The sequence below is a fragment of the Croceitalea sp. P059 genome, from assembly GCF_031846365.1.
GTDB classification, from domain to species: Bacteria; Bacteroidota; Bacteroidia; order Flavobacteriales; family Flavobacteriaceae; genus Croceitalea; species Croceitalea vernalis.
This window is the reverse complement of the sequence record NZ_JAVRHW010000002.1, coordinates 497,734-510,539: the sequence shown is the minus strand read 5'-3', so window position 1 is coordinate 510,539 and position 12,806 is coordinate 497,734. Positions and strand designations below refer to the sequence as shown.

Annotated in this window: 8 protein-coding genes; 7 read left to right on the top strand and 1 reads right to left on the bottom strand. The window is 33.0% G+C overall.

Annotation, left to right across the window (positions count from 1 at the left end; genetic code table 11):
* Positions 1 to 191: 191 nt before the first annotated feature.
* Complete coding sequence (locus RM542_RS08575; RefSeq protein WP_311385329.1) at positions 192 to 521, top strand: YegP family protein; 330 nt, start codon at positions 192 to 194, stop codon at positions 519 to 521.
* A 72-nt stretch (positions 522 to 593) separates the two neighbouring features.
* Here RM542_RS08575 and RM542_RS08570 read toward each other — a convergent pair whose 3' ends face one another.
* A complete protein-coding gene (locus RM542_RS08570; RefSeq protein ID WP_311385328.1) occupies positions 594 to 1,790 on the bottom strand; it encodes an acyltransferase family protein in 1,197 nt (398 codons plus the stop codon).
* Between the two features lie 129 nt (positions 1,791 to 1,919).
* Between RM542_RS08570 and RM542_RS08565 the strand changes: the two genes are divergently transcribed.
* The 6 genes from RM542_RS08565 to RM542_RS08540 all read left to right on the top strand — a co-directional run bounded on the left by RM542_RS08565 (position 1,920) and on the right by RM542_RS08540 (position 12,786).
* Positions 1,920 to 2,453 carry an NAD(P)H-dependent oxidoreductase gene (locus RM542_RS08565; RefSeq protein WP_311385327.1) on the top strand — a complete coding sequence of 178 codons (534 nt, stop codon included), beginning with the start codon at positions 1,920 to 1,922 and terminating at the stop codon, positions 2,451 to 2,453.
* 3 nt (positions 2,454 to 2,456) lie between these two features.
* Complete coding sequence (locus RM542_RS08560) at positions 2,457 to 3,752, top strand: anthranilate synthase component I family protein (RefSeq protein ID WP_311385326.1); 1,296 nt, start codon at positions 2,457 to 2,459, stop codon at positions 3,750 to 3,752.
* A gap of 18 nt (positions 3,753 to 3,770) precedes the next feature.
* The gene (gene tilS, locus RM542_RS08555; protein WP_311385325.1) at positions 3,771 to 5,075 is read left to right on the top strand and encodes a tRNA lysidine(34) synthetase TilS; all 1,305 of its coding nucleotides are present in this window, start codon (positions 3,771 to 3,773) and stop codon (positions 5,073 to 5,075) included.
* Complete coding sequence (locus RM542_RS08550; RefSeq protein ID WP_311385324.1) at positions 5,072 to 7,432, top strand: cytochrome c biogenesis protein CcdA; 2,361 nt, start codon at positions 5,072 to 5,074, stop codon at positions 7,430 to 7,432. The genes tilS and RM542_RS08550 overlap by 4 nt, the downstream gene beginning before the upstream one ends.
* 48 nt (positions 7,433 to 7,480) lie before the next feature.
* Complete coding sequence (locus tag RM542_RS08545) at positions 7,481 to 9,877, top strand: penicillin acylase family protein (protein ID WP_311385323.1); 2,397 nt, start codon at positions 7,481 to 7,483, stop codon at positions 9,875 to 9,877.
* A gap of 71 nt (positions 9,878 to 9,948) precedes the next feature.
* The gene (locus RM542_RS08540) at positions 9,949 to 12,786 is read left to right on the top strand and encodes a TonB-dependent receptor domain-containing protein (protein WP_311385322.1); all 2,838 of its coding nucleotides are present in this window, start codon (positions 9,949 to 9,951) and stop codon (positions 12,784 to 12,786) included.
* Positions 12,787 to 12,806: the final 20 nt, after the last annotated feature.

Sequence of the window (12,806 nt, the reverse complement as noted above, 5' to 3'; positions counted from 1 at the left end):
GATTCTACGCTGTAAAACTACGACCCTTCCCTAATTTTTTTTTGTGGATTAAGGTCAATAACTGAAAAGTATAGATGAACGTTTTCTATAGTACTTCTAAATGTACAGACAGTTCTTTTGATTTTCAATTTATAATCTTCATGAGCTATTCTAATTTTTAATAACTTTAAGCATCAATAAATTAAATTAACATGGGAAAATTTGAAATTAATAAGGACAATTCTGGTGAATTACGATTCAATTTAAAAGCAGCTAATGGACAAGTTATTCTTAGCAGCGAAGGTTACACCACAAAAGCAGCATGCGATAACGGAATTGAATCTGTTCGAAAGAATTCGCAAGATGATGCAAAATTTGAACGTAAAGTAGCTAAAAATGGAAAACATCATTTCAATTTAAAAGCAGGAAATGGTCAAGTTATAGGCAGTAGTCAAATGTATGCAGATACGTCTGGTATGGAAAATGGTATTAGTTCTGTTGCTACAAATGCACCAGATGCTAGTGTCGAAGATAACTCTTAGTAATACTAGAATAACATAATAAAAAGGACAAGTGTATTCTTGTCCTTTTTATTGCTTAAGTTTCTTGTTAGTTTAGTTTCTTACTCTTCCTAGCAATCTATTCAAAAATAGTCTTACTCTAAGTAGGGCATCTAAAAGTATAGGAGTTAATTTTTTAAATAGTAGTTCAAAACCGGTTTTTGAACCAACTAGCAGCGTGTTGATTTTTAATTTAATGGGCTCTTCGTGTTTACCATATTGTAATGCTAAAAAAGTGCATGTAATCATAAATAAAAGTGCTCCAAATATGGCAACATTTGGTGATAATTTATGATTGAAAAAGCGATACAGACCCAACCCAGTAAAACTACCATAAAGAATAACAAAGTGAATCACATAAATTGCAAGCGTGGTAGCACCAATCTGTAAAACAGTTTTATTTTTCATTATACTTCTTAATAACATAAAGACTGTAAAAACAAGGAAAACATCACCTAACCTTATGAATAAATAATTGTTTAATTGAATAAGATTGAATAAATCAATATTCGTGCTTTCAAATAAATATAAAAACAAATCTGAAGAGAAAAATATAAGGCTCAGTCCAATAATTAAACCTATGCTAATTGCAATGTTATATAAATATTTATAATCTTTAAATCTATGAAATAGAATAGATAAAAATCCACCGATGCTGGCATAGCCTACCCAAGGTATTATTGTAAACACAGAACCGTTTGCTTTGGTGAAATAATTTGCAACTGACATTGGTAAAAAGCCGAAAGACCAGTCTTTATAAACAGGTTCAAATAAAAATAGCAAAAGAGATAAACTAAGCAATACTGTTGGGAATAGCCAATTTCTTTTTGATTTGGTTAATAGATAAATTCCAATTATTGTTAAAATGGAAATTCCAATACAATGCAGAACATCTACAACATAAAAACTATCATATATTTTACCGGTAATGAGCCCTAAAAGATTGATTCTAAGTAAGTAACCAATAAGTAATAATTGAAGACCTCTTCGTATCCCTTTCTTTACTCTAGGATTTTCCAATCCTTTTTTTGAAACCTTTACCAACAGGTAGGTGAAAATGAAACCAGAAACTGTAAAAAAAACAGGAGCGGTAATACCTCTAAAATAAAGCCAAGTGGTATAGATCATATTTTCCGGATTACGAAAAATAGGGTCAAGTAAACCATCTATAAAATGACCTTGCAACATCATGAGAATCGCCCATGCGCGCATAGCGTCTATAAAAAAGAGTCGATTTGAACTTGGTTTCATTTTTTAATATTCAACCTATATACTTGTGCACTAGGCCCTTTGAATGTTTGTTGAGGCAAAATTAGATAAAATTAAGAGAGAAGATCACTTTTTGAGGTATTTTCGTTGAATAATCAATTTTTTTTCAAAATGGCTCAGATTTTAGCATTTGCAGGAAGTAATTCATCTTCTTCAATTAACTATCAGTTAGTGAAATATACAGCGGGTTTAGTTGATAATCATAGTATTACAATGCTTGATTTAGCGAAATACCCCTTTGCCATGTATAGTTCAGATGTCGAACAAAAAGAGGGGTATTCAAACTCCTTGATAGAGCTTAAGAATGATATTCAGAAGGCAGATGGAATCATTTTATCTGTAAATGAACATAATGGAAATTTATCGGCTTATTTTAAAAATGTTCTCGATTGGCTTTCACGTTTAGAAAGAAATTTTTTGGCTGAAACTAATATCTTACTTATGTCAACTTCACCAGGTGGTAGAGGTGGAGTGGGCGCATTAGAATTTGCTAATTCAATGTTACCAAGATTTGGCGCTAAAATTCAAAGCACTTTTTCACTTCCTAGCTTTTCTAATAATTTTTCGGGTTCTAATGGAATTTTAGATGCTGATTTATCAAAAGCGCACGACATTGCATTAAAGACTTTTTTAAATTCGTTATAAGTATTGTCAAGAATAGTTAAGTCCTTTAGGGTTGAGCAGCCTGATAACTTTAAAAAGAGAATGCTTAATTGGGCTCAATCTCATCAAGAAATCGTTTTTCTAGATAGCAATAATCATGACAATAAATACAGTTCTTTTAATGCTGTTTTGGCTGCTAATTCTGTTTCTTGTTTAAAAACAAATGCCACCAATTCATTTGAACGATTATCACAGTATAAGAATGAGACTAAAGATTGGATTTTTGGATATTTATCTTATGATTTAAAAAACGAGTTAGAAGACCTCACTTCAAGTAATTTTGATGGACTTGGATTTTACTCCTTACATTTTTTTCAACCTCAAAAGCTTATTTTTCTTAAGGGAAATTTAGCTGAATTTCAATACCTTAACTGCAATCAAGAAACCATTTCAACTGACTTTAAAGAAATTTGTGAAACAAAGTTAAAAAATAATCCAATTACAATTTTTGAAAAACCAAAAATTAGTTTACGTATTCACAAAGATGCTTACCTAAATAAAATTTGCCAAGTCTTAAAACGAATTCAAAAAGGTGCTATTTATGAAGTTAATATTTGTCAAGAGTTTTACGCTGAAGAAACTAGAATAGATCCTTTGAGTACTTATGAAAAGCTAAATTCAATTTCAAAAGCTCCCTTCGCTACGTATTTAAAACTTGATAACAATTATGCTTTATGTGCTTCACCCGAACGCTTTTTGAAAAAGAAGAATACTAAGCTCATCGCACAACCGATAAAAGGTACGGCGGCAAGATCAAGTAATGCTATGGAAGACTCCATGTTCAAAGCTGGTTTGGCAAATGATCCCAAAGAATTATCAGAGAACATTATGATAACAGATTTGGTTCGTAATGACCTTTCAAAAAATGCTTTAAAAGGTTCGGTTAAGGTCGAAGAGTTATGCAAGGTATATTCGTTCAAACAAGTTCATCAAATGATTTCTACTGTAAGTGCTCAAACTGAGGCTGACCCTATTGATTTAATAAAAGACAGTTTTCCCATGGGTAGTATGACTGGAGCTCCTAAAGTTTCAGCAATGAAAATTATTGAAGAATTTGAGGAGACCAAACGTGGTTTGTATAGCGGTGCTGTTGGCTACTTCGATGCAAGCCATAATTTCGATTTTAATGTTATTATCCGAAGTATACTTTATAATTCAAAGAAGAAATTCGTTTCTTATTCCGTGGGAAGTGCAATAACTGCGCAATCAAATCCACAAAACGAGTATCAAGAGTGTTTATTAAAAGCTAAGGCGATGAGAAGTGTTTTAGAACAAAAATGATATCAGTAATTTTGTATTATGTTGGAGGCCTTCAAAAAACATATCAAAACAAATTTTCACTTTTTAGAAGATGCCAAACTTCTGATTGCCTGTAGTGGAGGGTTAGATAGCGTTGTACTTGCAAATTTATCTAAGGATGCTGGGTATAACTTTAGTTTAGCACATTGCAATTATAATTTACGTGGTAAACAAAGTGATGGCGATGAGAATTTTGTGGTTGATTTGGCTTTAAAATTTGGTTGTGAAGTACATACAACCTCATTTAACATGGACGATTTTAAAAAAAATGAAAATAGTTCAATTCAAGCAAGCGCCCGTCAACTTCGTTATGAATGGTTTAATGCTTTAGAAGAGCAGTGGGGCTACGATTTTGTTTTAACGGCCCATCATGCAGATGATGATTTAGAAACGCATATCATAAACCTTTCTAGAGGAACAGGTATCAAAGGTTTAACAGGAATACCAAAAAAGAATGGTACTATTATTCGGCCATTATTACCGTTCAAACGTTCAGAGATTTTAGCGTTCGCAACTACAAAGAAAATGACTTGGAGAGAAGATAGTAGTAACAATGAAACAAAATATCTTCGCAATAAAATAAGGCATAATATTATTCCACAATTGAAGGAATTGAATGCTAATTTTTTGGATAACTTCAAGAAGACTCAAGAATATTTAAACGAAGCAACGACCTTACTTGGTGTATATAAAAACGAAATGAAGAATAGTCTTTTTCGTAAAGACGACCTAGTTGTTAGAATTGAGATTGAAGCATTAAAATCTAAATTACCTTTAAAAGAGCATCTGTATTTAATATTTGAAGAGTACGGATTTACTCAATGGCTAGATATAGAAAATCTTTTAGAAGCTCCAAGTGGAAAACAAGTATTTTCAAAAACCCATAAGTTAGTCAAGGATAGAGATTTTTTATTACTGACAGAGTTAGATAAAATCGATGACCATAGTTATACTTTATTTGAAAAAGACACTGAAATTAATAGTCCTATTTCTTTGAAAATAAAAATGGTAAGTGAAATTTCGAAGTCGTGTGCTGACGATTTATTTGTAGATGCCGAAAAGTTAAAGTTTCCCTTATTGTTAAGAAAATGGAACAATGGCGACTATTTTTATCCGTTAGGTATGAAGGGGAAGAAAAAGCTCTCCAAATTTTTCAAAGACGAAAAAGTGGATATTCTTTCAAAGAAGAATATATGGCTGCTATGTTCTGGTAATGATATTGTTTGGATAATTGGTAAAAGAGCAGATGAGCGATTTAAGGTTACGCCAAAAACAGATAAAATTTTAAAATTCGAATTACATTGAAAAAGTATTTAGCTACAACTCTTCTTTTATTCTTATGTTTTTTCACAGGTCATTCACAATCTGATAATGATCCCGCAACTTGGACACATAAAGTTCAGAAAGTTTCTGATTCCGTTTATAATATTGAATTCACTGCTAAGATTTTTAAAGACTGGTACATTTATTCTTTATACACCGCTGAAGGTGGTTCAATGCCTAGTGAATTTGAATTTGTTGGGGCTGGTATTGATTATGAATTGATTGGTAAAACAGAAGAAGGAAAAACATATACTAAGTATACTGAAGTATTTGATTTAGACGAAACTTTTCATAAAGAAGAAGCTCTTTTTAAGCAACAGATAAAGCTTTTAAACTCTGATTTAAAACAAATTGAGGTTATTTTATATTATCAAATTTGCAAAGAAGTATGTATTCTTAAAGAGCAAGTGTTTACCATCAGTATTCGGAAAGAACCTGCCGTTTGGAACTATGAAGCAAATAAAATTTCTGATAATCAATATGAATTATTCTTTAAGGCAGATATAGATAAAGACTGGTATATTTATTCTTTATACACTGCTGAAGGAGGTTCAATGCCTAGTGAATTTGAATTTGTTGGGGCTGGTGTTGATTATGAATTGATTGGTAAAACGGAAGAAGGAAAAACATATACTAAGTACACTGAAGTATTTGATTTAGATGAAACTTTTCATAAAGAAGAAGCTCTTTTCAAACAGAAAATAAAGCTTTTAAAGCCTGATTTAAAACAAATTACGGTTAATTTATATTATCAAATTTGTAAAGAGGTATGTATTCTTAAAGAACAAGTTTTTGAAGTTTCATTAGACGGAACGACTTTTGTTACAGAAGAAAAAACCATTGATGAGCGGAGTGCAGCCTTGACCAACAATTTAAAGCTTGATTTAAAAAATTCTGAGCTTTTAAAACAAACAGAACTCAATTCAGTCGAAGGAAGTTCAGCACTTTGGATGGTTTTCGGACTGGGTTTTCTTGGAGGTTTAATAGCCTTATTTACACCCTGTGTATTTCCATTAATTCCGCTAACAGTTTCATTTTTTACAAAACAATCGGATAATAAATCCAAGGGTATTGTAAACGCGATTTTATATGGTCTTTTTATAGTGCTAATTTATTTTTTATTAAGTCTGCCTTTTCATTTATTTGACTCAGTAGATTCTCAAATATTAAATACCATTGCAACCAATATTTGGTTGAATGTATTCTTCTTTATCATTTTTGTGTTTTTCGCTTTTTCTTTCTTTGGATATTATGAACTCACCTTGCCAAATTCATGGGCAAATAGAATGGATGCTGCATCAACCAAGGTTGGTGGTGTTTTAGGCATCTTTTTTATGGCATTGACTTTAGCAATAGTTTCTTTCTCTTGCACAGGGCCAATTTTAGGGGGTTTATTAGGTAGTACCACCTTAGCTGAAGGTAGTGTAGCGACTAATCTTACTTTCGGAATGACTGGTTTTGGACTAGCTTTAGCCTTGCCTTTTGCGCTTTTTGCGCTTTTTCCTGCATGGTTAAATTCCTTACCAAAGTCTGGTGGATGGATGACCACTGTTAAAGTTGTACTTGGCTTTTTAGAGCTTGCTTTAGCATTTAAGTTTTTATCTAATGCTGATTTAGTAGGTAATTGGGGTATTCTTAAACGCGAGATTTTCTTAAGCATTTGGATTATTATTTTTGCTTTAATGACCTTGTATTTATTAGGGGTTTTTCGCTTTAAACATGATGGTCCAAAGCAAAAGCTATCATTAGCAAGAAAAGGCTTGGGTGTCGTTAGTTTAATAACAACCATTTATTTATTGTTTGGGACTTTAAACCTTACTGGTCTAAAGGTTTTAAGTGGTTTTCCTCCACCTGAATTTTATAGTATTAATGAAAATGTTTCTGACTGCCCTCTGGGCTTAAACTGTTTTAAAGATTTTGATGAAGGCGTGGCCTTTGCAAAATCTGAAAACAAACCAATTTTAATAGATTTTACGGGTTGGGCTTGTGTTAATTGTCGTAGAATGGAAGAAAATGTATGGAGCCAACCAAGTATTTTTCAAATGCTAAAAGATGATTATGTGCTCATCTCGTTGTATGTAGATGATAGAAAAGAACTTAAGAAAGAAGAACAGTTTGATTTTCAGTATGATTCTGGGCGGATTAAAAAAATTAAAACCATTGGTCAAAAATGGGGAACTTTTCAAACCATTAATTTTAATTCGGCTTCTCAGCCTTATTATGCTTTATTGACACCTGATTTTGAAGTGTTAAATTCTGGTGTTCAGTATGTTGATGCGATTACCTATGAAGCTTGGTTGAAAGATGGGTTAAGCAGATATAAGAATTCTATAAAATAAGTCTTAGTTTTTCGCTATTTTAGGCAGACTAATTTTAGTTTCCTCCTTATGCGAAAAATTAAAAAACTTCTCCTTTCTCTAGGCCTTTTACTTTTTGTAATTCTATTAGCGGGGTTTATATTTATAAACACACTAACGCCTACTTATTCAGGTGAAAAAGACTTAGCCGGTCTCGCTCAAGAAGCTACGGTTTATTTTGATCAATATGGAGTTCCTCATATTTATGCTGATAATGAAGAAGATGCGCTACGTACTTTAGGTTATGTTCATGCCCAAGATAGACTTTGGCAAATGGAATTACTCAGAAGGGCGGGTTCAGGCAGATTGTCAGAGATTTTCGGAGAGCTTACTTTAGAAACGGATAAGTTTTTCTTATCCTTAGGTATTGATGAGCATAATAAAGAGGCTCTAGCCAATTTAGATACATCGCATCCAAGTATTGCTTTGTCTAATGCATATTTAGACGGAATAAATCAATTTATTGATGAAGGGCCCACACCCGTTGAATTTTATCTAACCGGCTTAAAAAAGCAAAAATTTGTTTTAAAAGATGTTTACAATGCAGTTGCCTACATGGGTTTTACATTTAATAAAGGGGCAAGAGATATTGTAAACACTAATCTTCTTCAAGTACTTGATACTGCTCACACTAATGAGCTTTTCAAAAATAATCCAGCAGATGAAATCAATATACCAGTACATAGAGATTCTTCTATTTCAGATTTAGTAGCCATTCAACATAAAATTAAACAGGCTTTAGAAAATTTACCTATCCCTGAAATTTATGGCAGTAATAGTTGGGTTTTGGCACCAGAAAAAACTGCTAATGGAAAAGTACTTTTTGAAAATGATCCGCACATTGCTCAAGCACAACCAGCTGTTTGGTATGAAGCACATCTAGTAACTCCAACTTATGAAAAATACGGATATTACCTTGCTGGAGTTCCATTTCCATTATTGTCACATGATAGAACAATGGTTCATGGTTTTACCATGCTGGCTAATGATGACACCAACTTTTATTACGAAGAGCAACATCCTACGGATACTACACTTTATCGTTATAAAGAGGAATGGAGAAAATTTGAATATGTAACGAAATCTATTCTTGTTAAAGATATGGAAGCTGTTAGCTTTCAAATTAAAAGAACACATCGTGGACCCTTAGTGAATGCAAATTACGCAAATAGAACAAGAGTTGAAGGGGAGCGTTTAGTAAGTATCCATTGGTTATTCACGCAGTTTGAGAATAAATTAATTCAGGGACTTTACGGAATAAATCATGCTTCTAACATTGATGAGTTTAGTCAATCTTTACCCTACATTCATGCACCTGGTCTAAATGTGATGTATGGCGATAATGAAGGTAATGTGGCCTGGTGGGGTACAGCAAAATTGTATAGAATGCCAAACAGTACTAGTACAAAGTTTATATTAAATGGTGCAAGCGGTGAAGATGACCCCATTGAATATTTGAGTTTTGACAAAAATCCGAGATCAATAAATCCATCAATTAATTACGTGTATTCTGCAAATAATCAACCTGATTCTACTTCAGGCATGTATGTACCTGGCTATTTTGCTAATTCTTCCCGAAGAGCTGGTAGAATTATAGATTTATTAGAGGCCAAAAAGGAAGGTTGGACAAAAGATGATATGGCTAAAATGGCCAATGATATTACATTAAGAACAGGCTCTGATTTTATGAATTCTTGTTTAATTGAATTGGAATTAAAAGGATTATCCGATGAGCAAGTTGCTTATTTAGATATTATGAAATCTTGGGATGGTAAGTTTGGCTTAACGAGTCTAGGTGCTGTTTTCTTTGAAAAGATGGAAGCTAATGTGCACCTAAACCTTTTTTCAGATGAATTTTCAACCAACGAGGAATATAACTCTTATGGTGCCCAATTAAAACTTGATAAAGTTTTCGACAACCCTTTGTCTCTTTGGTGGGACGATGTAAGAACAAATGAACAAAAAGAGACTAGAAAACAAATAATTAATAAAGCATTTAAAGATACTTGGCAGCAACTAAAATTAGAGTTAGGCCAAGATTATAAGACTTGGACATGGGATAGGGTGCATTATTTAGAACATGATCACCCCATAGGTCGAGTACCTTCGTTAAAAAAGTATTTTACGGTTGGTCCTTTCCCTTCATCTGGCACTTCCGGAACACTCAATAATCAGGGTTTTAGGACCCAAGACGATGGACGTTATAAGGTAAGTAGTATTCCATCGACTAGACGCATTGTTGATTTTTCTGATGTAGAAAATAGTATTAGCATTTTACCTACTGGGCAATCAGGAAATCCATTAAGCAAACACTACAAAGATCAGGCAGAAATGTACGTCAATGGTGAATTCCGAAAAATGATGATGAATAAAAATGATATCATTAATAATTCACCCGACATTTTAAAGTTTACTCCAAAAGAGTAGATATAACATTCTAAGATTAGCTTTTCTTACATTGGTTTTGTATTTTACATACAGCTAATTCAAACAATTGTATGTCTAATTCTACAAAACCTATTATTTTTATAGGGTATTCACCGTTTCTAGCAGTGAAATCGAGTCGTTTTTTCTTCATTCTCCTAGTCGCTTTATTCACTATAATTGCAACAAGAGCACAAACTGAAGTAAAATTATCAGGTGATTATTTAAATACTTCTCTTAAAGAGGTTATTTTGAAAATTGAATCTGAAACAGCTTATCAAATCTATTTTATTGACGAATGGGTTTCAAATGATTCCATTTCGGTTTCTTTTCAAAATTTAGAGTTGGTAGATGCCTTGAATAAGATTCTTGAAGAAACGACTTTAAATTACTACGTTAAAGAAGACGAGAAACGCATATTTCTTCTTGAGAATACAATAGTATATGATGAATTGCCAAGAGGGTTTTTTGGTAGAGAAGAAACTTCTTCGAATCCAAATAGCGTCGCTGTTAGAACAAATGCTCCACCTCCGACATTTTATAATGAAAACACTCGAAAAACCAAACGTAAATATGCAGTTGCGCGAGTTGGAAAAAGCGACCCAAACAATTTAAGAGAGACCTATAATTTAAAGGGTAGGGCAATAAACGCAAGAACTGGTGAAGCTGTTCAAGATTTGGCCATAAGAATTAAAGGTAGCTCAATAATTACAGTTACTAATGAGTCTGGTAATTACGAACTTGAGTTACCAGCTGGGTACAATGTTATTAGTGTTAGAGCAATGGGTATTGCGGCCTCTGAACGTGAAGTTATTATGTATAATGATGGCAGCCTTGATTTAGTATTGGAAGAGGGTTTACAACAGTTAGATGAAGTTGTGGTTGAAGCTGACGCTGCAAAAAATGTGGAAGAGGCTATTACTGGCAGTGAGCAAATCGATTCTGAAGAGTCTAAAAATATTCCATTAGTTTTAGGAGAACGGGATATTTTACAAGTTGCCAAAGCATTACCAGGTATTTCTTCTGCTGGCGAGGGTGCTACAGGTTTGAATGTAAGGGGTGGTAAAACAGACCAAAATTTGGTTTTACTTGATGATGCGGTAATCTACAATCCACAACACTTTTTTGGGATTTTTCAAGCTTTAAATCCTTTTACAACAAAAGGCGTAGATATTTATAAAGGAGCAATCCCGGTTGAATTTGGAGGAAGGCTTTCTTCAGTATTTGATATAAGAACTAAGAATGGAAATGTAGAAGAAATTGCAGGTGAAGGTTCAATTGGACCAGTTACCGGAAATTTAGCTTTAGAGCTTCCTTTAAAGAAAGACCACTCTTCACTCGTAATAGGCGCAAGAGGTGCCTATGCGGACTGGATTTTAAGATCTTTAGATGATGAATCTTTAAACAATAGTAATGCATCCTTTTTTGACGGTATTATGAAATATCATAATAAGATAAATGATAATAATGAGGTGAAGGCTACTGCGTATTATAGTCGCGATGCTTTTAGTATCACCTCTGACTCATTATATAATTACAGTAATAGATTGTTTTCAACACGATGGGATCATCGTTTTAATGAAAAAACTACTGGTGCTCTTGTATTAGGTAATAGCAATTACGGTTTCGGAATTGATTTTGATGGTGAGGCCAATACCGATTTCAATTTAGATTATAGTATAAATGAAACTGAGCTTAAATACAAACTAAGAACAATTTTAAATGATAAGAATAGTTTAGATTACGGTATATCAGCCAAATATTATTCTGTTAACCCAGGTAGTATTCAACCGGATGGGAATGAATCTAATATTAGTCCCATTTTTATTGATGATGAACAAGCTATTGAAGGAGCTTTATATCTTGGAGATGAAATTAAGCTTAGTGATAAACTCTTAGTAGATTTAGGTGTTCGATATGCATTTTTTGCTGCGCTAGGCTCTGGTACTCAAAGAACATATCAAGATGGCCTTCCTCGAAATGAATCTACAGTTCAAGATACCATAAGTTATGGTGGGGGTGAAGTAATAGAAACTTACGGTGGCCCAGAGGCTCGTGTTTCAGCTAGGTATTTGTTCACTCCTGACTTTTCGATTAAGGCAAGTTTTAATAATTCGTATCAATTTTTACATACGTTATCCAATAATACTACTGTTTCACCCATTGATACTTGGAAATTATCTGATTTAAATATTAAACCTCAAACGGGTTACCAAGCTTCTTTAGGACTGTATAAAAACTTTAAAGAGAATGAATATGAGGTTAGTCTTGAAGGGTATTATAAACTCATGGATAATGTTTTAGACTTTAAAACTGGTGCTGATTTATTCTTAAACGAAAATGTAGAGACCGAGGTATTGCAAGGAGATGGTAAGGCTTATGGCGTAGAGTTTTTATTAAAGAAAAATAAAGGACGTTTAAATGGGTGGTTAGGCTATACTTATTCAAGGTCTTTATACCGTTTTGCCAGTGAGTTCAGTGAAGAACGTGTAAATAACGGTGAGTTCTTCCCTTCAAATTTTGATAAACCCCATGATGTAAGTTTAATAGCTAATTATCGCTTTACAAGAAGATATAGTGTTTCTGCCAATTTTGTTTACCAAACAGGACGACCAGTTACTTACCCCATAGGTACATTTCGATTCAATAATGCCGATTTTGTAGCTTTTAGTAATCGTAATGAATTCAGAATACCAGATTTTTTCAGATTAGATCTTGGGGTAAACATTGAGGGTAATCATAAAAAGCAAAAATTAGCACACAGTTTTGTTACTATTTCAGTGTACAATGTATTAGGTAGAAATAATCCATATTCCGTGTTTTTTGTAACTGAAGATGGTGAGGTTAAAGCATTGCAGAGTTCAATTTTTGCAATTCCAATTCCTTCTATCACCTATAATTTTAAGTTTTAAGATTGCTAAAAAAGAAAAAG

Bases quoted from the DNA above. Each gene is read 5' to 3' on its own strand.
- RM542_RS08570 (WP_311385328.1), bottom strand. From the start codon at position 1,790: ATGAAACCAAGTTCAAATCGACTCTTTTTTATAGACGCTATGCGCGCA.
- tilS (WP_311385325.1), top strand. From the start codon at position 3,771: ATGTTGGAGGCCTTCAAAAAACATATCAAAACAAATTTTCACTTTTTA.
- RM542_RS08575 (WP_311385329.1), top strand. From the start codon at position 192: ATGGGAAAATTTGAAATTAATAAGGACAATTCTGGTGAATTACGATTC.
- RM542_RS08565 (WP_311385327.1), top strand. From the start codon at position 1,920: ATGGCTCAGATTTTAGCATTTGCAGGAAGTAATTCATCTTCTTCAATT.
- RM542_RS08540 (WP_311385322.1), top strand. From the start codon at position 9,949: ATGTCTAATTCTACAAAACCTATTATTTTTATAGGGTATTCACCGTTT.
- RM542_RS08545 (WP_311385323.1), top strand. From the start codon at position 7,481: ATGCGAAAAATTAAAAAACTTCTCCTTTCTCTAGGCCTTTTACTTTTT.